This is a genomic window from Paenibacillus luteus (assembly GCF_006542765.1).
In the GTDB taxonomy this organism is placed as follows: Bacteria; Bacillota; Bacilli; order Paenibacillales; family Paenibacillaceae; genus Pristimantibacillus; species Pristimantibacillus luteus.
The window spans coordinates 126,731-149,605 of sequence record NZ_SKCD01000001.1; the positions used below are offsets into that span (position 1 = coordinate 126,731).

Genomic DNA, 22,875 nt, shown 5'->3' on the forward strand with positions numbered 1-22,875 from the left:
ATCCGTGCTCAAGATCTGCGTGCATGCTCCAAAATAGTGCCAAGCAGTTCGTCCGAAGCAAGCGCCCCTCTGGCTTCCGTAAATTGAATATGGGGATGCGTATCGTAGGTTCGGCCCAATTCGCCATGGGCAGGCGAAAGAGCAAAGTCCGCAGCAAGCAGCAAGCTTTCATCGAGCAAGCTGTCACCCGCGGCATAGACGAAGCTTGAGCCAAGCTTCTCCTTCACATATTGAATAGCCGCTCCTTTGCTAACTTTCTCCGGCACCAAATAAATTTTCCGCCCTTGAAGCGAATAGCTCCATCCATGCGCAACAAGCTCCACGCGCAGCTCCTCCAGCGTTTCAAGCGGCAAGCGGTCCCGTTCCACCTTAATGGAATAAAATAGCTCATCGCAGAGATCACTGGATTTGACCCAATGGTCGCTTGAGATTTTGGCGAACAGGCTTGCGATTTCGGTATGCCCGGCGCAATGCTGCTTAACCGCGTCGCGGACGAAGCTTTGCCATTCTTGATCGACTTGTCCATGAACCAGAATAGTGCCGCCGTTGCTTACGATGACATACTCCGGCTCGAACAGCTCCCTAATCCCGAATATACGGTTAAACTGCTCCGGGATGCGGGTCGTCACGGGAACGAAACGGACATAGCTCGCCAGCTCCTTCAGCTTCTCGATAGCAGGCTTCGTCATATAGGAAATATGTCTGCCCTCGTACAACTCAACAGGAACCATCTCTTCGATAGCCGTTTCGCCTTTGGATCTCGCGGAATAAATAAGCGTTTGATCCAGATCGCTCGCAAAAATCATTCCGTTTCCCCCTTCAAGGCTTTAATAATGCCGCAGCATGAATAGGTCATATCCTTGTATTCCTCGACAGGAACGCCGCGATCCTGCGCAAGCAGAAGGATATGCTTCAAGTTAGGATTATCGAGCCGATCAACTAAAATCTTCCACGGAACCCTGCGCAGAAGAACACGCGTGGTCTCCCCAACTCCTGGCTTAATGAAATTAACATCGGTGATGCCAAAATCCGTTTGGATACGGGCAATGTCCTGCATCCCTTGCCAAGTGATCGCCATCTGGCTGGGGTTCCCTTCCATTTGATTGGCTTCTTCCTTAGAGTCGTTCACAGTCTCATCGAAATAAGCGGAAATTTTGTCTACAAAGACGCGAGATAAGTCGGACGGTTCCCATTCCTTGTAATATTTTGCCCCGTGAAAATCATTCGGCCCAATAAGGTCATCCCGCAACACGGTGCGGCTGATCAGCCCCGAAACCGTTGAGTTCAGGCAAGCGCTCGGAATGAGAAAATCCTCTCTCGTGCCAAAGGTACCCGCGCAATAGCCGGGGTCCGCCAAAACGGCAAGCTCATCATTCAGCTCGATGCCGTATTTTCGCTTCATCTGCGCGCAGGCGTCTATCAGTACCTTTCGGATCGCTCCTTTTCCCGTCCAACCGTCTATGAACTGCACGGCTTTGCCAGGATGGTTCTGGTTCATATAGAGCAGAGCGTTCTCGTCAATGCCCTTCCCGCGAATAATCGACAGACTGTAATGGGGCAGATTGACATCGTACATTTGCTTCACGTAACGTTTGATCAACACACCTATCGGCGTGCCGCCGCGGGCTAGCGATGCGAGCACAACATCAAATCCGTGTTTCTTGAGGATCATCTCCGATACCGTGCCGACGGCTCTCGCTATCCGTGCAGCGGAATCATTTAGCGTCAGCTCGAACAACCCAATATATTCAGCGGTAGGCTGATATTCGATCGGCAAGCTTTCGGAATAATGGCCGCCCGTTTGCATGGCTGTCTCCCGATCCTCGGTGCGCTGCTCCAAGGCCACTCCGCTCAGATCCTTTAGCAAGAAGATAACATCATCCGGATCATAGCTGCCGATTGCAGCTGGCTTCTCCAGCCGTTTGCAACTGAAATAGACAATATGGATACGCGGGATGCCTAACGATTGAAGGATGCCTTTAAGCTCCTCCAACTGACTTGAAGCAACCTCGCGTTCCAGAAACAAAAACATTTCATCATAATGCCCATGCGGGATGTTGTACATGAAATTCGTCACATCAGTATGCTCGGGGGAGGCAAAACGAAATGCGGAATGGACGGCATAATCAGGATGGACATAAGGATGAATCGGGCTTCGCGTACTCGACTGGTACCATGCTTGAGGACCAAGCTTTGCCGCTACTCGCATGGGGATATACATAAATTCGCCAGTTCCCATGCAAAGCGTCTTGCCGCCTGTTCTATGCTGCTCTAGATAAGCCGCAGCCCTGTCCACTTCTTGATCCAGCAGCAAGCTTTCCTCTGCCGTCAGGCCAAAACGGCCCGTGTTCAGCAAGTAAGGAACTTCGTCTCCCGCAGCCGCTAGGCCTGCGAAGCAATGATTGACATAAAGGAAGTCAATCGTCGTCTCCGCCACCTGCTCGCGCTGCTCAACCAAATAATCCGTGCTTTCCACAGGGGCGCCCTGTACCTCGATTTGTCCGTTTACCAGCGATAAGCAGTTCACGCTTATACCCAGCTCATGTTCCAGCTCGCTGAAGCGCTCCCTATGCTCCTCTGAACGCCAATCCAGCAGGCTTGCTACGACGTAGCTTTTTCTGCCATACTTCTCATGCAAATCACGAATGATATTAATCGTCGTTTTGCCCGTAGTCATCTCGTCGTCTACCAGAACAATCGTCTCTGCTTGCTCGAATAATGCAGCATCTGCGGCATAACAGCGATGTGTCGTCGCATGTGAATGCTCTTCTTCAAAATCAATGCAGGAGGCCATATAGCCGATACTCTCGCGAGTCGTATGCAAATAGGATGCCTGTCCTTCGAACATATCAAACATGCTGTGGCCAAGCGCCGTTGCTGTTTCCGCAAATCCGATAAACAACGTTTTTTCAGCCAATTTCATTTTGCTGCTTTTCATCTGTTCATAGATAGGGGCTGCGGAATCCGGCGCCTCGAACGCCTGCAGCAGCTGCTCGATCTGAATCGAAAGCGGCTCCCCTCTGAACTGCTGATACAATAAACCAAGTGCCGCGCCTGATAATAAAGAGACATGAGGCCTTACCGGAATATGCTTGCCGAGCACCTTGCTAACGAATAAGAAGCTTCGTTTCTTATTAATTCTCGCCGCCATCTGGAACAGCTGTTCCAGGGGAAGATCGAATGCATTACCCGTCACCTTGATCGTAACCTCTAAATCTCCAATTATATTAAACGATTGCTGACTCTCGTTCTGCTGCAAGCAGGCAGGTGAAGTTTTGGTTTTCATTTAGCACCCCATATATGTTCGATCTGATCATCATTCGTCTGGCCCAAGTCATATGCGGCTTGAATTCATTCATTTTGTTCGAATAGCGGCTCTTCATCACGCCCAAATCGCCTTGTCCGTTTTCAATAATGTGCAGAGCATCCATATACTCCTCGTGCGTCACGACAAACATCGACTGTACCGGCTTGATATGGGTAGGATGAATAATGGTTTTACCGAGAATACCATTTTCCTTGTCCATAGCAACCTCTCGGATAAGTCCGTCTACATATTTATTAATATACTCCATTCGCAAAATACGGCCATGCCGCCCCATGCTTTCCTCGAAAGGCGTCTGCCGAAGCTGTGGCTTAAAGACGCGGTCGCTCTTGAAGTACTCCCATACCGGTCCTGATATCACATAATGGTTGTCCATCCGGCCAAATACATTAACGATATCCGCAATGCAATCTCGTATAACGCCAATATCATAGATGGTATGATCGGGACTTCTACGAAGCCCAAATAAGCTTGAAAAGTCTGTAGCGCCAATGCGAACGTTCAGCACGTATTCCTTATACTCATTAAGGAGTGCTGATATACCTTGGAGCGTCTCTACTCTCTTCTCACGGTAAATAACATCCGCGCTCTCGAGTATAGGCATGCCATACAGCGTGGAGCAGCCTGGGGATTTACGCTTGTTATAATCCGATAGTAGCCTCAAATAATCGCCGCCGGTTTCCACATTGAATTTCGGAAATACGATTCCGGTCACATAGGCGATTTCTTCTCCGAAGAAGGAAAGCAGCCGCTTCAACTGTTCTACGGAGCGTACTCTAATAAAAATAAGCGGAATATCATCGGAACGTAATAAGCCTGCCGCAATGTAGCGACCAATCTTCAAGAGCGTTGCTTTCAATGTTGCTTCTGCATACTCCAGCTGGTTATCGCCTACTGCATCTTCAAGGTCTATCACCATTGACACGAGTCCCTCGTGTTTAACGGCTACCAAATCATCTGCTATGTTATCCTTGGTTGCCGGCATATAAAGCGCGGCACCAACCGCGTGAGCAATAATTTCTTTGTCAGCATAATTATTGAACTGAGTCGGAAGGGAATAAAAGAAATTTTGCTCTTCTTCATTGGTAAGATAGTTGAAATACCTCAAAGTTATCCCTCCTAAAAATGGTGTAACGCAAGCTGAGAGTGAAAAAATATCCCTCGAGACTCATTGAGGGATATTTCAAATAGTAAAATTATTTGCTGATTACGCCGCTTCGGACTCTCTTTTTTTGCGCACAGCGCTATAAATGAGAGTTCCTGCGAATACTGCGATAATCAGGCCAAAGAACAAGGTATGCGGAACATGTAAGCCATACGCCCCACCGATCATTTTCAGACCGATGACAATAATGAGAATAAAGGCTGCTTTCTCAAGCTCCGGAAATTTGTCGATCAGCTTGAGGAAGACTTGAGCGACACCACGCATCATGAGAACGCCGAGAATACCGCCAAGGAACAATACCCACACTTCTTCGCTCACGCCAAATGCAGCAAGAACGCTATCGATACTGAAGGCAATATCCATAATTTCCACGGCAAGCACGGTACGCCAGAAGCCATAACCTTTGTTTTTAACTTCAGCTTCTTCATCATTGTTTTTCTTGCCAATGTACGGAATCAACGGTACATTGCCGACACGAGCAAGCTTGAATTCGAGATGGAAGAGATTACTTAATGCAATCCATAGCAAGTACAATCCACCGGCCACTTTAATCCACGTAATTTGAACCAGATACACACCCACACCGATGGCAATAAATCGGAAAATATAGGCTCCAATGATCCCGTAGAACAACGCGCGCTTCTGCTGCTCTTTCGGCAAATGCTTAACCATTACCGCTAGAACCAGCGCATTATCCGCCGATAGCAAGCCCTCTAAAAGCACGAGCGTTGCAATGATGCCCCAGTTGGTTGGGTTCGTAAAAACTTCTGATAAGTTGTCCCAGTGAAAAAAGTTACCGAAATTGGCTATGATGTTGTTGAAAAAATCAACCATCTGTGAAAACCTCCGCAATATGCATTATTTGCTTCCTTGCACCCATTTTAGGCCCCAGCGATAGGCCTCATCGAGCTCCTTATGTCCCGAAAAATACTCCACAAGCCGCTGAATACTGAAGGTTTGATCACTTACGTTTTCCACCATGGCAATCGCGCACATTCCCTTGCGATTATTATGCTCGTCCATGCGAACTTCAATGTCAGGTCCGCCCGATTGCTTAATCGTCACAATGCCTGCCGCTTCTGCCCAGTTTGTTGCTCCTTCATAAATATAAGCATAAATGACGATTCTCTTAATTTCGGATACTTTATTCCCGTTTATGCGAAGATTTTCGCCCGTTGTTACTGAACCCGTGCGGTCATCGCCATCGAGGGAAACGTATGGCGCTCTCGAGAAGTCACCGAAGCTGTTGCCTAGAGCCTGTACTGCGCCCTTCATTCCATTCTTCAATTCGTACAGGCAGCCGACATCAAGGTCGACACCGGAGCTTGAACGGCCAAAAAATCCAGTCGATGCTTTCTTCTGGTTCCAGTTCAAGTTCACGACGATTTCACCGAGTGCTCCTGAACCCTTCTGTAAATTAATAACATCTCCGCGCTTGCTGAGGGAAATCTTGCTCAGGTTTACTGGCGCTGCTTTCGGTTCCGTAATAATCGGCTCAGGCGGTTTAGGCGGGATGACTGGAGCTTTCTCAGGAGCTGGCGGCGGTGTTGGCGCGTCGGCCTTTACTTCGATACCAAAGCTATTGCACAGCGCGGCAAGCCCGCCAGAATAGCCTGATCCAATGGCGTTGAATTTCCATTCGCCATTATATCTATATAAATCTCCTACGACAATCGCAGTTTCGATAGAGAAGTTTTTTCCAATGTCATACCGCAAAATCTCACGGCCTGTGGTTTCGTCAACGACGCGAATATAAGCGTCATTCACGCTAGAAAAACTTTGTCTCTTCGCTTCGCCATCATAAATGGTAAGCGTAAAAGAGATACGTTCAATCGCTTGAGGCACCTCGTTAATGCGAACTACGACTTGCTCCTGGTCCACTTTTCCTGCTAAATTTCGTTTATTCTCACCAACTAGTTCGATCGAACCACTGGCATCCTTGGGATTGCTATAAAAAATCAAATCCGAGTCTCCTGCAACCTTTCCATTGGCACGCAATAAAAAGGCGGAGAAATCAACATCAATGCCCGATTCGCTGCTCCATCCCATACCGACGACAAGATTTTTAACGGATGGGTTGTTTTTGGTAATATCCGCCTTCTGGCCTTTCAATAATGCAAGCTCCATGCGTAAACCGCCTTTCCGTAAAATGGATTAGGATGGCTGGTATCAGCCTCGCCACCCTAAACGTTCAAATGCATTACACGGTTAATCCATAGTTCCGGCAAAGAGCTGCAAGTCCGCCTGAGAAGCCTGAGCCGATCGCTTGGAACTTCCAGTCTGAGCCCTGCCTGTATAGTTCGCAGAAAACGATCGCTGTCTCGATGGAGAACTCTTCCCCGAGGTCATAACGGAGCACTTCTCTGCCAGAGGATTCGTCAACCAAACGAACAAAGGCATTCGATACTTGTCCGAAATTTTGGTGCCTGGATTCGGCATCATGAATGGTTACGGTAATCCCAATCCGCTGGATGTGGGCAGGCACCTTCGAGAAGTCGATTTTGACCTGCTCGTCGTCTCCGTCGCCCTCGCCCGTACGGTTATCCCCGGTATGCTCAACCGCGCCGTTATAGGCAATCAATGCATTATAGAATACAAAATCCTTCTCATCCTTGGCCTTCCCGTCCTGATGCAGCAGAAAGGCACTCGCATCAAGATCGATTTCGCCGCCACCTGAGTATTTATTTGTATCCCAGCCAAGACCGAGCACAACCTTGGTAAGGCCTGGGTTAGTTTTGGTAAGATCAATCCGTTGTCCCTTGGAAAGATTGATGGACATCGTGTTATTCCTCCTTAACGCCTGCAAGGCTCTGAACGCTTACGCCAAAGCAGAGCCTAGCCAGCCCATTTTTTTTGATAGCCGCTTTCTGCAGCAACAAGCTTCATCGACTAGCGCCGAGCTATAGCTAACCTTAAGCGGCAGTGGCGATTCACAGCTCCACTCGGAACGTGAATCCAATGATTTCTTTTTCAAAAAAAGGGCCGCCGCCGGCGACCCTTTACGGGTAGTTGTCGATAATTAGTTAGTAGCCAAACCGTAGTTGCGTGCCAAGCCGCCCAATCCGTCTTGGAAGCCGCTTCCGATCGCGCTGAATTTCCACTCACCTGCATTACGGTAAAGCTCACCAACGATAACCGCCGTCTCAATGGAGAAATCTTCTCCCAAGTCGTAACGGATCAATTCAGTGCCGCTTTGCTCGTCAACGATACGAACGAAAGCGTTGGAAACTTGTCCGAAATTTTGGCTGCGTGCTTGCGCATCGTGAATCGTAATGCTGAATGCGATTTTGTCCGTATCCGCAGGAACTGCCGAAAGGTCAACTTTTACTTGCTCATCGTCCCCGTCGCCCTCGCCTGTACGGTTGTCGCCCGTATGTTCTACGGAACCGTTGCTGTTCTTTGGATTGTTATAGAAGATAAAGTCGGAATCAGAACCTACTTTACCTTGTGCGTTCAAGCAAAATACAGAAGCATCAAGGTCAAAGTCTTTGCCGCCATCATATTTATTAGTATCCCAGCCTAGACCAACCGAAATTTTTGAAAGACCTGGGTTTGTTTTCGTAAGATCGATTTTTTGTCCTTTGGATAAGCTAATTGCCATTTGAAATGCCCTCTTTTCTCAATAGAATTATTGGTATTGACGAGCAAGAATATCGATATGGGCAGCATGAGTGCCTTCTCCGATTGCATTGAACTTCCATTCCCCATTGTGCCTGTAAAGCTCACCGACAACGAGCGCTGTCTTGCCACCGTAGTTGTCCGTCAAATTAAAACGGATCAGCTCTTGGTTGTTAACCGGGTTAACGATACGGATAAACGCGGATTTAATCATTCCAAAATCCTGACGTCTGGATTCACATTCATAAATGTTGACCACGACGAGGATTCTTTCAACCGCAGCCGGAACTTGGTTAAGCTGTACGATGATTTGCTCATCATCGCCATCGCCTTCCCCTGTGATATTGTCGCCCGTATGAACGACAGATCCGCAGCCGCTTTGCTTATTGTAGAAGCAAACGAGATTTTTCTCACCGGATAGTTTGCCGTTTGCATCAAGCAGCAATGCGGAAGCATCACAGTCGACGTTAGCAGCCTTCTTCAATCCGAAAAATCCGCCTTTTACCGCGGCAGGGTCCCAGCCGAGTCCTACGATCACCTTGCTGAGTCCGGCGTTGCCCTTCGTGAGGTCAACCTTCTGACCCTTAACGAGAGAGATAGCCATTAGATTTGCACCCCCTTTCCTTGAGTGTTGCGAAGAGAACCATAGATTGCTTCATTGATGACCAACGTTCTAACCATCAATACGCCTAATCGACAGGTAGGTTCCAAAAAAAATGCAGTCTCTACATTATTCTACAAAACCTGATTATTACCTCTTCTTTACTTAAAAACATTATAAGGCTAGCGGCCTTGTGGCAATTGCCACATGAAGACATACGCTACGTTTAATTTTATAACATACCTCGTTCCAATTACAAATTTCTTCAAAATAAGAAACATTCAGGAGATCATGTCGAATACACTCTCATCATAAGCATGTACCCTTTTAAACAAAGTGCAAAACAGGATTCGCAGCGTTAATAAAGCAGACACTATTTTTCTAAAAAAAGGGTGGAAAAATCAGATCATAAGGGGGATAATTATAATTAGTAAATACACACTCGCGAGGTGTTCGCATGGACTTTATAAAAAAGAACAAAACCGGCCTTATTTTTGCCGCTTTGCTCCTCATTAACGGATTATTCTTATTATCGCTTTATCTTTCCAAAAATTAAATAAAGCAGACAAAGCCCCTCGCTTAGGCCCGTCTGCTTGCATTTCGTAGTACGCGCTCCCTTATGAACGTACGGGTTCTTTATCCTTCTCCTCATGCATCGCAATAAGCTTCTCATGATGTGTAGAATATAATGCCTTCACTTCCTCCTGCGGCGCCAAATATTTTTTCGCGCTGTTCACAGCATTGGGACCTTCCGTAAAACCGCCAGCGATCAGCTTCAGCTTGCCAGGGAACGTAACGACGTCGCCTACCGCAAAAACACCATCTATATTCGTCTTCATATGGACATCGACAACTATTTTGTCCTCTTGCAGTTCCAGGCCCCAATTTTTGATCGGACCTAGATCTCCCGTAATGCCGTGGTTAACGATAACCTCGTCTACATAAAGCTCACGCGTTTCCTTTGTCTCCAAATGCTCGATCGTCACGCGGCTTACCTGTTCACCGTCGCCATGCAAATCTTTCAGCCAAAATGGGGTAATAATGTCTACGGAGGAGCTTCTCATTTGGGTAACGTTGCTCTCATGCCCGCCAAATTGATCACGCCGATGGACGACCGTGACCTTTTCTGCAATGGGCTCCAGCGCATTCGCCCAGTCAACCGCCGAATCGCCTCCACCGGAGATGAGCACCTGTTTACCCCGAAAATGATCGAGGCTGTTTACCGCATAATGCAGGCTGTTCCCTTCATAACCGTCCGCACCCTCTTGGTCAAGCTTGCGGGTCACGAACGTGCCATGCCCAACCGCTAAAATAACGGTACGCGAATAATGCGTCTCTCCCGTATGGCTGATTAAGCGAAAGTGCCCGTTCGAAAGCTTCTCCAAATGCTCAATTCGCTGGGACAAAACTACCTCCGGCTTAAAAGTCAGTCCTTGTTTTTCCACTTGTTTGATAAAATCAGCGCCTGTAATGGCAGCAATGCCGCCCACATCATGCAAGACCTTCTCGGGATAGAACTGAACCTTGCCGCCGAGCTGCGGGGCAGACTCGATAATCTTTGTCCTCAGCTCCCTCATACCGCTATAAAAGGCTGTAAAAAGTCCTACCGGCCCTCCGCCAATAATCGTAACATCATATATATCCATCTCAGTTTGAGCTGTCATCTCTTCGTTTCTCCTCTCCAGGATACCGCTTTTTCCTCATTATAATTGATAATGATTATCATCGTCAAATACATTCTCAATTTTCCGCGTCTCTGCTTGAGCCATGGTGTTATTGAGATATGCGGGTGAATGAAGTACATTACAACTATAAACATTAAGGAGCACAACAATGACGATTCAAGAAATAGATGAAAAACACCTTTTTAACCTTATGCCCAGCGGCAGTGGAAAAACAGCCGTCTATTTTTTCACTCCGCTATGCGGCACTTGCAAGCTCGGCGAGCGCATGCTGGAAATTGCAAAGCTAACAGGCATTTCTGTTCCGCTCTTCAAGCTGAACATCAACTATGCGCCGCGCCTGCGCGAGCAATGGAAAATAGCCAGCGTACCTTGCCTGGTACTGCTTGAGAACGGCGAGCCCATTCAAAAGGAATACGCCATGACGTCGGTTGACTATGTGTATTCGCTTTTGAAGTAAGAGGCTTGATTAGGTCGAGGGAGAGAGAGGAACATCAATCAGCGAGATCGACTTTTGCGCGCCGCCGCAGCCACTTAGCTTGTACGTAAAGGTTTGTTTGGCTTGCTCTTTCATTAGCGATTCGCACCGATACGTCTTGACGGTAGGCGAACCATATTTATCCTGCGAGGTATCGTAACGGACCTCGATCTGCTCTTCTATTCTGGAGAGGCTGTAAAAGATCGGGTCTGCCTCCTTCGTATAATGAACAACCCTGACCTGATCTGAAAAACCGCTAATAAACGCATCCAATTGCTCACTGTTTTGTACGATACCGAGCTTCGCGATAACGTCTTCTGCCTCATTTACTACATATTCATTTGCCGTAGGGGCTGCTTGCCCCAGCCCTTTGTCTGGACTGGTGGCAGCACAGCCTCCAAGCATGAGTATGATCCCTGCAAAAATGATTATTCTGCTGAATGCCATGACCTATCTTCCTTCCTGCTAACTGTATTTCTTAATGCAGACGCTCCTGATTCACCTTTTGCAGCTCGCTGCTGGAAAGAACTGACTCGCTTCGCCTAATCGAATCATCGGCCGTTGTTCTTAGCCTGCATTTGGCTTATCTGCTGACGAAGTCTTAGAATGTCGGCCATAAGCGCTTTTTGTTCCGAAGGCTCTTCCGGCTGCGCGCTGCTCATCAGCTGCGTCAGCCGAAGCTCCAGCATTTCTCGTTCATTCTGGTCGATCTGCTGCTTCGGGGACAATAAACAGCTGCGGTCCTTAGAGCTATATTCCTCATAGGAGCCCGGAAACAGGTTCAGCTTCCCCCGTCCCTCCATCACGAGCAATCGGTTTGCCGCCTGACGGATGAAATAGCGGTCATGAGTCACAAGCAGCACTGCACCTGGATAGTGAAGAAGCGCCTCTTCCACCTGCTCGCGCGTGCCGATATCCAAATAATTCGTCGGTTCATCGAGCACGAGCAGATTTGCTTTGCCAAAGTAGAGCTTTAGAAAGGCTACCCGGCAGCGCTCGCCCATACTCAAATCGCCAATCCGTTTGAAGACATCCTCCTTGGAAAATAAGAAGCAGCCGAGAATGGTCCGAGCATGGGATTGAGTCATATTAGGCAGTGCAAGGAGGCTGTCTAATATGGTCGTAGCGAGATCAAGCTTGCTGAGCTCTTGCTCGAAGTAGCCAATCGTCGTTTGCGGATGAAGGACTACCTTTCCTTCATCCGGATTTAAGCTGCCTGTCGCCAGCTTCAGCAGCGTCGACTTGCCCACGCCGTTTGGCCCAAGTACGGCGAGGCGGTCACCCCGGCCAATGGTAAGGCTAAGCTTGCTTAATAAAGGGGGATGGCCCTCATAGGCAAAACTTACATTATCCATGCGAAGCAGCGAGGATGCTGCAAACTCATCTGTCTCCAAGAGCATCCGCAGCTCCGCATCCTCGCGAGGCTTGTGCACCTTACCCTGTTCCAGCCGCTCCAGTGCGGATTCCTTGGCGTGCAGCCGCGATACGTTCTTTTTCGATTTTGACCGAAGAAAATCATTTTGACCTGCTGCCTTATGCGCTTGCTGGAACCATTCCGCATACATCCTGATGCTATCAAGCAGCTTTTCCCGCTCCAGCTCCTGCTTCTTGTACTGTGCCAGCTGCGTTCTCCGCTCCAGCTCTTTCTGCTCCTTGTATTCTGTATAGCCGCCCGTATAACGCCTGCAGCCTCCGGCCACCAGTTCCAAAATGGATGTAGCCGTGCGGTTGATAAACATTCGGTCATGCGAGACGTACAGCACCGTTCCCGGATAGGTCTGCACCCATTGCTCCAGCCAAGCAAGCGCCTCTGCATCCAAATGGTTCGTTGGCTCATCGAGCAGCACCAGCTTCGGTTCCCTAACCATAAGGGCGGCCAGCTGGGCTTTCGTCTTCTGCCCTCCGCTAAGCTGCGCAAATGGCAAGCCCCATAAAGACGGATCGAAGCTTAGCTGCTTCAAACATTGCTCCGCTTTTACCTCCCCTTCATAGCCGCCAAGCTGGACATATCGCTCATATTGCTCGCTGTAACGGTTCAGCAGTTCCTCGCCTGACTCCCCTTCTTGCATTTGCTTGGTTAGCGCAGCCATGCTTTGCTTGAGCTCAAACCATTCAGCCGAACCCGCCTGTACGAATTCCAGTAAAGTGAGCGAGGAGTCGAGCTGTGCCTGCTGATCCAGCCAGCCCCATTCCTCCAGAGGCAAGAGGCGCTGTACCTCGCCGCCATCGAAAGCGAGCCGGCCCGTCAAGCCCTGCAATAGTGTCGTTTTGCCGATTCCATTACGGCCGAACAGTGCGAGCCGCTCGCCTTCTTTTACCTCAAATTCAATATTTTCAAATAGCAGCTTGCCGTCAAATTCTTTATTTACTTGTTTAATCTTTAATAGCATCAAAAGACATTCCCCCATTTGTCCGAACATAATAAAAAACCGTGGCCAGCGGCACACGGTCGAATACGCAAGGGGAAAATCAAATAAACGAAAACAAAGGATGCGTCACGCCGCTGCAAAGCGGGTAAACATCACCTGTATATCGCAACTGATTCATGTTACTTAGGACCCCAAATCGACACACGTATCCCTGACCGGTTCTCGCTTAATCGAGAACGCCGCTTGTACTTAAACAAGTTGTTTACAGGAATCGTGAATTACTTCATCGGCTGGGTTACCTCCGTCAGTCATCAGTTTTAATATGCGTCTATTATATCGGACAAATGAATCTGAATTCAAGCCCAAGTTTACATAAGGTACCAAATAAAGTTAGTACTAGGCTGCAAAGTCCTAATCGGCGATCATATACCCTATACACAATTACACTATGGAGGTGCCTCATGAATCCAGTTTATATTACGAGCATCGGGAAGTTTTTGCCCGGCTCTCCTGTCAGCAATGATGAAATCGAAGATTATCTTGGTAAAATCGGTGGCAAAAGCTCAAAATCCATGCGCCGCATCCTCGATCAAAATAAAATACGCTTTCGCCACTACGCCTTGGACAAAGAACAAAAGAGCCTTTACTCCAATGCAGAAATGGCGAGTAGAGCTATACAGGATGCCCTCACGAGAAACAAAGAGGCCTTGCAGGACAAAATTGATTTTCTCGCTGTCGGCACGACGCAAGGCGATTTGCTTGTTCCGGGCTTTGCCAGCATGGTACATGCAGAAACCAGCCTCCCCGTGATGGAGGTCGCCACTCACCATGGCGTCTGTGCAAGCGGGATGCAGGCGATGAAGAACGCTTACCTGCATGTGCAGTCGGGCGAGCAGCAAACCGCCATCTCCTGCGCCAGCGAATTTCCGAGCCGAGTCTTTAAGCATACGCGATTCGAAGCGCAGGCGGGACTCGCCGAGCGCACCGTTCCATTCGATACCGACTTTCTAAGGTTTATGCTCTCTGACGGCGCGGGCGCTGCGGTGCTGCAGCATCAGCCTTCCACCAGCGGATTGTCGCTGCGCATCGAATGGATCGATAACAAGTCTTACGCGAATCTCTATGACGTCTGTATGTATGCAGGCAGCAACAAAGAAAATCCCGAACAGGCAAGCTGGCTCGATTATCGCTCCATTCACGAGGCTGCCGATGACGGCGCCATCAATTTAAAGCAGGATATTCGGCTGGTGAATGAAATGCCCAAAGTTGGCGTGAACCGTTTTTTCGAACTGGTCGATGAAGGCAAGGTTGACCCTGCGGGCATTGACTGGATGGTCTGCCATTATTCCTCCCATTTCTTCCGCGAGGAAATATTCAGGCTGCTGCAGCTCGGCGGGCTTACCATCCCTGAGGAGAAATGGTTTACAAATTTGTACACGAAGGGAAACACTGGCGCGGCGTCGATCTATATCATGCTGGAGGAGCTGCTAAATGAAGGCCATTTGCAGCCAGGCGAGAAAGTGCTGTGCATGGTGCCCGAGAGCGGCCGATTCCAGACCTCGTATATGCTGCTGACGGTCGTTGGCTCAGCCATTGAGCCCGGTGGCGCTGCATCTCAGCCTGTGTTCGAAGAGCGTGAGCCTGAAGCTCCGCATTTGGAGTACGACGAGGCTGATCATGTGCAAGCGCAGCTGGTGAGGCAGCTGGTTCAGGTATGGATCGATTTTGAGCAAAAGCTCGCACAGGTCCCGGTCATCCATAAGCTGTATAACCAGAAGTTCACGCTCAGCGATTACAAGGCCTTGATGGAAAATATCCGCCAGCAAGTCATTGACGGTTCGCAGTGGATCGCCCGCGCCGCGTCCTATATCGCCATTGAGCATATCGATCTTCGTTCCACGTTCATTGCCCATGCGCGCGATGAGCATCGCGACTTTCAAATTCTCGAGCGCAATTACGTTGCCGTCGGCGGCGAGCTAAGCAAAATCCAATCGGGGGAAAAAAATATTGGCAGCGAGGCGCTCTCGGCTTATTTATTCCAGCGGGCTAGCCGCGATAATCCCGTCGACCTCATCGGAGCCATGTGGATTATCGAAGGGCTCGGCTGCCGGATGGCGCGCTACTGGGGCGAGATGATTCGCGACCAGCTTGGGCTTAGCGATGAAGAGGTATCCTTCTTGCTTTATCACAGCGACTCCGACGAAAAACATTTCGAACGGCTGGAGGCCGTCGTTCAGCATCCGATGCTGACCGCGGACATTGCGGCGCGTATCGTGAAAACAGCCAAAACGACGGCCCGGCTGTATCTGCTGCAGCTAGAGGAGCTGGGTAATGTATGAGCAACGCCGATTATTTCAATAATATGCCGCATGACAAAAACGATCCCAATCCGTTTTTAGCCATCTACATGGACCAAAGCATTCCCTTCAATGAGGAAGCAAAGGCCGCTTATCTCAAAGATTGCGCCAGCAAATCGAGGCAATTTCTGCTGCCGGTGCTCCGGCCGTTCGCAAGGATGATGATTATTCTATTGCAGCTCTACAAAATCATAGTCCCAAAAGCGTTCACATCCTCCAGGCTGCTGCACCGGGTGCTCCATTTTGGGATGAAAACCTTTGTCAGCCCAAGCGCAAACTTTATGATTTTGCGCCACTTTTATCTCGGATCCGAGGTGCTAGGCTTTATTCGGGACAATGTGCCCGGCGTTCAGATCGAGATGAATCCGCTAAAGCCTACTCACCTAGAACCGGTAAAAGACGATCTCTTTCTCATTCACGATCTTAACCTATACAACTTCGTCATCAATCTAAACCGCGAGCTGCGTGAGAAGGGAATTGAAGTAACGAAGCAGGAGCAGCTTCAATTCGGGTCGATTACATCGACTCCTTTGCCGATCGAGCAAATGCCAAACCGTTGGACCAACTTTATGGATCTGACCACAGCAATCGAATGCTTCACCCCTGTTTATCAAATGTTCCTGACGGACAATGATTTTTGGCGGGCGACCAACTCGCTCCAGCTTGATGAGACCATCGGTATTCTCGCCTCCAAAATCATCGGCAGCAACGATCGGCTCGCGCTCATTAATAACAAGCATCCCATGGTGCCGCTGACGACGCTGAAAGCCGGCTTTCGGCTCGTGCTTCACGGATTAGCGACGGAGCAGCTCCATGCGCTGCTTGTCGAGCTTAAACTCAAGCAGCAGAAAGGTCAGGCTACGTAAGTAGCACTTACAATCGCATAAACCTATTAATGAAAAAGGCAATCCCACGGCTCGCGGGATTGCCTTTTTTTCGGTTTTTCAGCCACTTCGTTATTGGCGTTCAACCTTAAATCCTTTTTTCTCTAAAAGCGGTACGATACCGTCTTGCCCAATCATATGAGCCGCCCCTACAACAACAAAGTACGTCTTCTTCTCGCTGCCATTCAAGTATCCGGTAATTTTATCCACCATCGGTACGTTCCGGTCGGAAAGAAGCGCTTTGTAAAACTCGTCGTTCGTCATCGTGGACTGGGTCAGTTCGAGCAACTGCTCCTCATTACCAGTTGCCCACATTTCCGATAACGCATCAATTCCTGAACTTTCTGCGTAATATTGTTCAATGGATGAATTCAGCATTTCCTCCTGCAGTTTGTCCGAGAAATTGTTAAACATATTAAGCTGATACTCAATGGATTCCAGCTCAAGAATCGGCAGCTGGCTTGCGATGGCCTGCTGAAGGAAGTGTGCATCAATGCCGATGCCAGCATCGAAGCCTGATTTAGCCGAAGTTAGATAATCCAGTGCGGAGGATACATTCCATGCTTTGAAGGTATCGAGCGCATGGGTCTCCAACCCGTTCTCTTTCAAAATTCCACCTAGCTTCTTGTACGCTTCGGCTGAGATATGATCCTTTAACGTCGTATTATCCTTATAAACGCTTATATCCAACACTTGCTTTTGAACAGCCTCATCATCCATTTTCGTAATATCAGCCTCTACGACCAAAAAGTTGGAGGCCTCATAGGCTTTCTGAATTTCAGGCCGCAGCGGATACATCGCCTTGTTCGCAATATGTATCGAGCCTAGCAAATAGACGGTATTTCCAGCATTTTCGGTTTTCCAAAGGAAGCCGCGGCTAGGTTCTCTTGCCTCAATCGTAACGGCCCGCTGTTCTTTATTCCAGGATACCTCATAGCCCGATGCTTCGCTGACCGTACGCAGAGGAATATAGACCGTTCCCTTAATGAGCTTCGGAGCGACAAGCAAGCCTTGCTCCGATTGATTGACTACGGCCCCCAGATTGCCGATTTGGAATAATAGGACGAGTCCTTCTTTCTTACCCGTAATGACTTTGTTATCTTGGTCCCAAGTGACTTCGAAGCCAAGCTTCTCAAGAATCTGCTTCGCAGGAACCAGCGTCGTGCCATGCTCCATAATCGGCTGTTGTTCCCCAAGCTGTACCTGCTGATCTTCAAGCCAGACTGAAATCGGCTTTTCATCCGCTTGGACATTGGTAACGAACGAGAATAGTAGAGCTAGTGAAAGAAATAATGCTGCAAACTTTTTCATATACGGACCCTCTCTTTCTTCATCCAGCGGCCTGCTTGCGAGATATCGGATCTGTCAGCATTTACCGCCTTCCTATCCACTATTTTACACAGAGCCCTCGCGCAATTTCCAGTTCGGAAAATACCAATCTATTTTTCGTTGCAAATCGGATGGAAGAATGCTGACCTACGCTGTATGTAAGGAGATGCAGCCGTTTGGCATCAAAAAAAGGCATGCGCCGCACAGGTGCGCATACCATTATTGTTCTTCAATTTAACTTGAACTAAAGCTTGTCGTTTTGGTCGCTGCGCGGGTAGATCATTCTAGGGTGGCGCGGTTGCAGCCAGACTCTTTGATTGACTAGGACATGTTAAGCTAAAAATAAGGTAAAAATCTGGCTACTAAGGCGTACACTTCATTTCTTCAGATCTATCTTCTCGCTTCGCAGATCCTTCAGATCCTTCATATCCTTCATATCCTTCATTTCTTTCGTTCGACTTATCTATTTCTCCAAAACCCAACCATAAGCTACCCATTTGATGACCCTGGACTAATTTAGATCTATTTTTTAGACCTATTTCATCCTTTTCGTCTATTCGCGTCAGATTAGATCTGAAAATTAGATCTATTTCTCCAAAAACCAGCCATAAGCTGCCCATTTGAAGCCGCTGGGATAGATTAGATCTATTTTAAGACCTATTTCATCTATCTCAGTATACGCTCGAAGCTGCCGATGAGTGCAAGCAAACGAAGTTTGTGCGCGAACGGTTCCTCACTTAAGAAAAGATTAATGAACGATGAGATTCACCAACTGCTGTTTGAAGACGAGAGTATGATTCACGATTATTTATGGAGGAAATACCCAATTACAAATGGCTATCATGGACCAACTGTGCGTCCGTATGGAATCCTGCTTTCAGAAAATTTTTAAGTCTAAAATCATTGGTTGAGCTTATATAGCAAGATCCTTCACGATGAAAAATCATAATTCAAAAAACGGTCGGCATTTCTCATGCTGCTCCAAATATCTGCACTTTCTCCGCCTACATACCAGTAGGCTAAGCCTGCAAGCTTGGCATCCACAACCAGCTTGTACTTGGCGGTTAAAGAACGCCCGTCTTCGAGCCACATGCGGTGGCGCACGCCATTTTTCAAATAAGCGGCTGTATATTGGCCGATCTTCGCGTCCCACACCGGTTTGATGGCAAATTGGGCCATAAGCGCATTTTGCTGGGTGAGCGAAATAAACTCGGTTGAAGCTACGCTGCCGTCCTTGTTCAAATCCCAATCGCGATTGTAGAGCGGCACCGCTAAAATGATTTTCTCGCCTGCTACATGCTGCAACAGCTTGTACAGAGCGGCCTTGTCGAAGCCTAATGACGCATTAGAGCCCGCCTCCGAGCCTCCTCCCCAATGCTCGTCATAGCCCATCAAAACAACGTAATCCGCCTGCTTGCCGAGTGCTGCAAAGTCCAAAGCATCCGTCCAGTCAGTGCCCCTGTCGGGCGATACATCGATAGAAAGCGTAACGCTAATTAGCTTGAGCTTCTTCGATAACTCTGTCATAAACGCGGTAAGTGCCGCGCGGTCCTGCGGCGCAACATTTTCAAAATCGATATTGAGTCCGTCGAGTTTATAAGACTTGGCGTAATCAACCAGTTTGGTAACCGCGTTGCTTCTGGCGGCCGAACTAGACAGCATCTGATGCGTGGCCGCCTGATCGGAGCGGTTGCCAACCATCGCCCATACTTTTTTGTTATGCTGCTTGGCCCATGTTAGGAGAGAAGAGTCCGTGTTATCCGTTATATTGCCTGACGCGTCTGTAAAATACCAACGCGGGGATAACGTATTCACATTGGACCTCAGCACGTTGTTCTGATACTCTTTCGTGGTCTGGCCATATTGCCAGCCAAGCTTTATTGATTCTTCCGGCGCTGCTTTCAGCTCCGCTTCCCAGTTTTTATTCTGGAGCACTCGATAGATCATAACCGCCGTCTCTTGTCTTGTGATCGGTTTAGTCGGCCGGAAATCTCCTTGCTCATCACCTTTGATTAAACCTAACTGCTTTACAGCCGCTACGGATGTGCTTGCCCATGTAGCAATCTGGCTGCTGTCGCCAAAGGTTAGCGATCCCTCTGCTTTGCTTCCTGCTTGCTTTAGCGCCCTAGCCAATAAAACGGCTGCCTCCTGCCTGGTGACCGGCATCGACGGCGCGAAACTGGTAGCACTAATGCCATCTGCCAAGCCAAGCTGAACGGCTGCTTGTATCCAGCCATAATGCCATGCTTGCTTGGGAACGTCGGCAAATGGAGAGACCGGTGATGTTACCGGCTCCAAGCCCAGAAATCGGTCGATGATCGTCACAAATTCCGCTCGGGATATAGATTGGGCCGGAGAGAAGCTTCTCTCTGACGTGCCCGTTATGATTTTCCGATTATATAAATCTATGATTTCCTGTTTGGCATAGCTGTTTCCAATATCATCAAAGGGCAAGCTGCTCAAGCTGTCTACTGGCTTTCCCATCGTTGTAAATACGGTTAGTAACGCAATGGTTACCATTGCGAATCTATGATATGCCCGTTTCATGAAGACCCTCCCAAAGAACCGCATCTCCGAAGCATATCAAACTATGAAAAATTACTCATTGCAAAAATAATGGTAGATTGCTTGAACTCCGATAGTCTCCTCTACAAAAAAAACGAGCGCCCCTTATCCAAATGGGAAGCGCTCGTTTAATTAAGACAACAATAGTAACTACCTGTGTAATGAGGCTGGCTTTTAACCTACATTACCATTCTCGCCACTTACGCTTCTGGCTTCGTTTCCAGCGGTTTCAATCTCGCTTCGATCTGCGCACGCTGCGGTTCAAGGAATGGAGGCAATGCAAGCGATTCGCCAAGATGATTGATATCCTCATCCGTATCGAAGCCTGGGCCGTCGGTGGCCAGCTCGAACAATATGCCGTTCGGCTCGCGGAAGTACAAAGAACGGAAGTAAAATCGGTCGACGAATCCGGAATTCGGAATGCGTACACCGCGGATATGATCGATCCACTCGCGCAATTCATCGTCATTGTCTACGCGGAAAGCTACGTGATGAACGCCGCCGTAGCCCTGCTGCTCACGCGGAAGATCATTCCGCTCCTCGATATGAACCTCTGCCCCGCTTCCGCCTTCCCCCGTTTCAAATACGACAATATCCGGCTGGCCTCCCACTGTTGATGGATATTTCCCTATTTCCCTGAAGCCCATTAGCTGAGTTAGCACGAGTACGGTCGGCTCTGGATTTTTGACGGTAAGCTGTACGGGACCTAAGCCCAAAATCCCGTATTGCGCAGGCACGGTGCTTTTCTCCCAAGGAATTCCGCCCTTTACACCGATGTTGTTCTCGTCAGAAACAAGGACCAGGCGTTGCCCTTCAAAATCTCGGAATGCAATCGTCTGGCGTCCCGCTCGCTCTGTTATTTCGTCATGATCCACTTCAAACTGCTCAAAGCGTTCTTTCCAGTAACGCAGCGCCGCATCGTTCGCTACGCGGAGGGATAGAGAAGAGATACTGCTTGTTCCTTCCCGATTTTTGGCGGTCATCGGAAATTCGAAGAAGGTTAGCTCCGTTCCCGGATTGCCTTTCTCATCCCCATAAAACAAATGATAAACCGAGGTTTCATCTTGGTTAACGGTTTTTTTGACCAAACGAAGTCCCAATAGCTGTGTGTAAAACTCAAAATTGCCGGAAGCTGTGCCTGTGATTGCTGATACATGGTGAATACCTTTAAGCTGCATAATATAAACCTCCTCTTATTTTGTAGATCCAAACTTATCGTTTAAATGATTTTATACCAATTAATTTTGAATTTTCTTGAGCAGCATGAGCAGCTGCTTCTTCTCTTCCTGATTCAGAGCATTATATTGTGATGCCTGGTAATACTCTTGTAAGGGAACGACATCATCGAATAGGGCTTGCCCCTTTGTGGTTAGTGAGACATATTTGGTCTTCCACTCTTGCTCACGCTTGATGAGCTCAAGTTCCTCCAGCTTGCTTAACAGCTGCGTAATATTACCTTTGGTAACAAAAAGCTTGTCAGCCAGCTGCTGCTGCGTCAACCGCCCATGCGCGCCAACCTGAGCAAGAATATCGAATTGTGCAGCGGACAAGCTCCACTGTTTCAGATGCTGGTGAGTATCGCGCAAGCTTTGGCTATACACTCGCGATAGGCGGTACCATATCATTAGGCCTAATCGCTTATCGCGTCCAGACAAGCTATTCTTTGTACCGTTTTGCTCCATCTGACCACCTCGCCTCTTTGTTATATTTATCAGTTTAGAACTAAACTGATAAAAAGTCAAGCTTTTCTGCTGCTACCCCTACCCAGGGCTAGGGCGGACGAAGGAGCAATATGGTAAAATGAGCGGATACAAAGCTTAAGGAGATTCAGCATGCTTGAACGGAACCGTTTTTCGCAGCATCACCTGCCCATGGGGCAAGCTCAGTTGGAACTGGCGGCGCGCAACAAGCGCAAACGCAATCGGCTGCTGTTGTTTATTATTTTGGCATTAAGCTCTGTTTTATTATGGAAAAGCATTCTCACCATAGAGCCTTATTTGCCCGAAATTGATCCCGTTCCTGCCCCTGCGGCCCCTGTCACCGGGCTGCACCCGGTCGTATTCGCTAAGCAAAACGAGCTAATCGCCGAGGCGGCAAGCGCCGGCATCGATATACTCATTTCAGATGGATTCCGCTCGAGCGAGGAGCAGGATGCCATTTATGCCAAGGGCAGAACGACCGAAGGCCAAGTGGTAACTCAAGTGCAGGGTGGCCACTCTTATCACAATTATGGACTCGCTATCGATTTTGCGCTGCGAACGAAGAAAGGCGATGTCGTATGGGACATGGAATACGATGGCAACAAGAACGGAAAGGCAGATTGGATGGAGGTCGTCTCCATCGCCAAGAAACTCGGCTTCTCTTGGGGTGGCGATTGGAAAAACTTCCCCGATTATCCTCATCTTCAGATGGACTTCGGCTACTCCATTCGCCAGCTTCGCAACGGACAACGTCCGCCTGTTGATCCTGAATAGTCCTATATCAAGAGTAAACGGCTGTCGC

19 protein-coding genes and 1 pseudogene are annotated in these 22,875 nt (G+C 48.5%); 4 read left to right on the plus strand and 16 right to left on the minus strand.

Features of this window, described 5'->3' with window-relative positions:
• Positions 1 to 8 precede the first annotated feature (8 nt).
• From E0496_RS00490 to E0496_RS00530, 10 genes and pseudogenes are all read right to left on the minus strand, one after another.
• Positions 9 to 806 (minus strand): HAD family hydrolase, encoded by a 798-nt coding sequence (locus tag E0496_RS00490; protein ID WP_141499673.1) that lies wholly within the window; start codon positions 804 to 806, stop codon positions 9 to 11.
• Positions 803 to 1,957 (minus strand): cysteine protease StiP family protein, encoded by a 1,155-nt coding sequence (locus E0496_RS36355; protein ID WP_241674482.1) that lies wholly within the window; start codon positions 1,955 to 1,957, stop codon positions 803 to 805. Before E0496_RS36355 ends, E0496_RS00490 begins: the two co-directional genes overlap by 4 nt.
• 36 nt (positions 1,958 to 1,993) lie before the next feature.
• Positions 1,994 to 3,286, minus strand: a pseudogene (locus E0496_RS36075) (phosphoribosyltransferase family protein); the annotation flags it as partial.
• The gene (locus E0496_RS00500) at positions 3,228 to 4,433 is read right to left on the minus strand and encodes an HpcH/HpaI aldolase/citrate lyase family protein (RefSeq protein ID WP_141499675.1); all 1,206 of its coding nucleotides are present in this window, start codon (positions 4,431 to 4,433) and stop codon (positions 3,228 to 3,230) included. The pseudogene E0496_RS36075 and the gene E0496_RS00500, both read right to left, overlap by 59 nt.
• Before the next feature lie 99 nt (positions 4,434 to 4,532).
• Entirely contained in the window at positions 4,533 to 5,324 is a 792-nt protein-coding gene (locus tag E0496_RS00505) for a TerC family protein (protein ID WP_141499676.1), read from the minus strand.
• A gap of 24 nt (positions 5,325 to 5,348) precedes the next feature.
• Complete coding sequence (locus E0496_RS00510; protein WP_141499677.1) at positions 5,349 to 6,617, minus strand: TerD family protein; 1,269 nt, start codon at positions 6,615 to 6,617, stop codon at positions 5,349 to 5,351.
• 73 nt (positions 6,618 to 6,690) lie between these two features.
• The gene (locus E0496_RS00515) at positions 6,691 to 7,269 is read right to left on the minus strand and encodes a TerD family protein (RefSeq protein WP_139992935.1); all 579 of its coding nucleotides are present in this window, start codon (positions 7,267 to 7,269) and stop codon (positions 6,691 to 6,693) included.
• A gap of 240 nt (positions 7,270 to 7,509) precedes the next feature.
• Entirely contained in the window at positions 7,510 to 8,091 is a 582-nt protein-coding gene (locus tag E0496_RS00520; RefSeq protein WP_141499678.1) for a TerD family protein, read from the minus strand.
• Positions 8,092 to 8,118: 27 nt separating this feature from the next.
• On the minus strand, positions 8,119 to 8,712 hold the full coding sequence (locus E0496_RS00525) for a TerD family protein (RefSeq protein WP_141499679.1): 594 nt from the start codon (positions 8,710 to 8,712) through the stop codon (positions 8,119 to 8,121).
• A 614-nt stretch (positions 8,713 to 9,326) separates the two neighbouring features.
• A complete protein-coding gene (locus E0496_RS00530; protein WP_141499680.1) occupies positions 9,327 to 10,373 on the minus strand; it encodes an NAD(P)/FAD-dependent oxidoreductase in 1,047 nt (348 codons plus the stop codon).
• A 169-nt stretch (positions 10,374 to 10,542) separates the two neighbouring features.
• On the opposite strand from E0496_RS00530, the gene E0496_RS00535 reads away from it, so the two are divergent.
• Positions 10,543 to 10,851, plus strand: a complete 309-nt coding sequence (locus E0496_RS00535; RefSeq protein ID WP_141499681.1) for a thioredoxin family protein — start codon at positions 10,543 to 10,545, stop codon at positions 10,849 to 10,851.
• 9 nt (positions 10,852 to 10,860) lie between these two features.
• On the opposite strand, the gene E0496_RS00540 is transcribed toward E0496_RS00535, so the two are convergent.
• Positions 10,861 to 11,316, minus strand: coding sequence for a DUF4362 domain-containing protein (locus E0496_RS00540; protein ID WP_141499682.1), 456 nt, complete (start codon positions 11,314 to 11,316; stop codon positions 10,861 to 10,863).
• 104 nt (positions 11,317 to 11,420) lie between these two features.
• Positions 11,421 to 13,259, minus strand: coding sequence for a ribosomal protection-like ABC-F family protein (abc-f, locus tag E0496_RS00545; protein ID WP_241674483.1), 1,839 nt, complete (start codon positions 13,257 to 13,259; stop codon positions 11,421 to 11,423).
• A 440-nt stretch (positions 13,260 to 13,699) separates the two neighbouring features.
• On the opposite strand from abc-f, the gene E0496_RS00550 reads away from it, so the two are divergent.
• Positions 13,700 to 15,577, plus strand: a complete 1,878-nt coding sequence (locus E0496_RS00550) for a 3-oxoacyl-[acyl-carrier-protein] synthase III C-terminal domain-containing protein (protein ID WP_141499683.1) — start codon at positions 13,700 to 13,702, stop codon at positions 15,575 to 15,577.
• Positions 15,574 to 16,461, plus strand: a complete 888-nt coding sequence (locus E0496_RS00555) for a DUF6999 family protein (RefSeq protein WP_141499684.1) — start codon at positions 15,574 to 15,576, stop codon at positions 16,459 to 16,461. Before E0496_RS00550 ends, E0496_RS00555 begins: the two co-directional genes overlap by 4 nt.
• 90 nt (positions 16,462 to 16,551) lie before the next feature.
• Here the strand turns inward: E0496_RS00555 and E0496_RS00560 are convergent, their stop codons facing one another.
• The 4 genes from E0496_RS00560 to E0496_RS00575 form a co-directional block, all read right to left on the minus strand.
• Entirely contained in the window at positions 16,552 to 17,790 is a 1,239-nt protein-coding gene (locus E0496_RS00560; RefSeq protein WP_141499685.1) for a TraB/GumN family protein, read from the minus strand.
• Between the two features lie 948 nt (positions 17,791 to 18,738).
• A complete protein-coding gene (locus E0496_RS00565) occupies positions 18,739 to 20,355 on the minus strand; it encodes an S-layer homology domain-containing protein (RefSeq protein ID WP_141499686.1) in 1,617 nt (538 codons plus the stop codon).
• Between the two features lie 218 nt (positions 20,356 to 20,573).
• The gene (locus E0496_RS00570) at positions 20,574 to 21,551 is read right to left on the minus strand and encodes a ring-cleaving dioxygenase (protein ID WP_141499687.1); all 978 of its coding nucleotides are present in this window, start codon (positions 21,549 to 21,551) and stop codon (positions 20,574 to 20,576) included.
• Between the two features lie 60 nt (positions 21,552 to 21,611).
• Positions 21,612 to 22,055 carry a MarR family winged helix-turn-helix transcriptional regulator gene (locus E0496_RS00575; RefSeq protein ID WP_141499688.1) on the minus strand — a complete coding sequence of 148 codons (444 nt, stop codon included), beginning with the start codon at positions 22,053 to 22,055 and terminating at the stop codon, positions 21,612 to 21,614.
• 150 nt (positions 22,056 to 22,205) lie between these two features.
• Here E0496_RS00575 and E0496_RS00580 point away from each other — a divergent pair, with 150 nt between their 5' ends.
• Complete coding sequence (locus tag E0496_RS00580; RefSeq protein WP_241674470.1) at positions 22,206 to 22,847, plus strand: M15 family metallopeptidase; 642 nt, start codon at positions 22,206 to 22,208, stop codon at positions 22,845 to 22,847.
• Positions 22,848 to 22,875 lie beyond the last annotated feature (28 nt).

What these genes read in the sequence shown, in the direction of transcription:
- E0496_RS00490 (WP_141499673.1), bottom strand. Translation starts at nt 806, where the DNA reads ATGATTTTTGCGAGCGATCTGGATCAAACGCTTATTTATTCCGCGAGA.
- E0496_RS00505 (WP_141499676.1), bottom strand. Translation starts at nt 5,324, where the DNA reads ATGGTTGATTTTTTCAACAACATCATAGCCAATTTCGGTAACTTTTTT.
- E0496_RS00510 (WP_141499677.1), bottom strand. Translation starts at nt 6,617, where the DNA reads ATGGAGCTTGCATTATTGAAAGGCCAGAAGGCGGATATTACCAAAAAC.
- E0496_RS00515 (WP_139992935.1), bottom strand. Translation starts at nt 7,269, where the DNA reads ATGTCCATCAATCTTTCCAAGGGACAACGGATTGATCTTACCAAAACT.
- E0496_RS00520 (WP_141499678.1), bottom strand. Translation starts at nt 8,091, where the DNA reads ATGGCAATTAGCTTATCCAAAGGACAAAAAATCGATCTTACGAAAACA.
- E0496_RS00525 (WP_141499679.1), bottom strand. Translation starts at nt 8,712, where the DNA reads ATGGCTATCTCTCTCGTTAAGGGTCAGAAGGTTGACCTCACGAAGGGC.
- E0496_RS00530 (WP_141499680.1), bottom strand. Translation starts at nt 10,373, where the DNA reads ATGACAGCTCAAACTGAGATGGATATATATGATGTTACGATTATTGGC.
- E0496_RS00535 (WP_141499681.1), top strand. Translation starts at nt 10,543, where the DNA reads ATGACGATTCAAGAAATAGATGAAAAACACCTTTTTAACCTTATGCCC.
- E0496_RS00540 (WP_141499682.1), bottom strand. Translation starts at nt 11,316, where the DNA reads ATGGCATTCAGCAGAATAATCATTTTTGCAGGGATCATACTCATGCTT.
- abc-f (WP_241674483.1), bottom strand. Translation starts at nt 13,259, where the DNA reads ATGCTATTAAAGATTAAACAAGTAAATAAAGAATTTGACGGCAAGCTG.
- E0496_RS00550 (WP_141499683.1), top strand. Translation starts at nt 13,700, where the DNA reads ATGAATCCAGTTTATATTACGAGCATCGGGAAGTTTTTGCCCGGCTCT.
- E0496_RS00555 (WP_141499684.1), top strand. Translation starts at nt 15,574, where the DNA reads ATGAGCAACGCCGATTATTTCAATAATATGCCGCATGACAAAAACGAT.
- E0496_RS00560 (WP_141499685.1), bottom strand. Translation starts at nt 17,790, where the DNA reads ATGAAAAAGTTTGCAGCATTATTTCTTTCACTAGCTCTACTATTCTCG.
- E0496_RS00565 (WP_141499686.1), bottom strand. Translation starts at nt 20,355, where the DNA reads ATGAAACGGGCATATCATAGATTCGCAATGGTAACCATTGCGTTACTA.
- E0496_RS00570 (WP_141499687.1), bottom strand. Translation starts at nt 21,551, where the DNA reads ATGCAGCTTAAAGGTATTCACCATGTATCAGCAATCACAGGCACAGCT.
- E0496_RS00575 (WP_141499688.1), bottom strand. Translation starts at nt 22,055, where the DNA reads ATGGAGCAAAACGGTACAAAGAATAGCTTGTCTGGACGCGATAAGCGA.
- E0496_RS00580 (WP_241674470.1), top strand. Translation starts at nt 22,206, where the DNA reads ATGCTTGAACGGAACCGTTTTTCGCAGCATCACCTGCCCATGGGGCAA.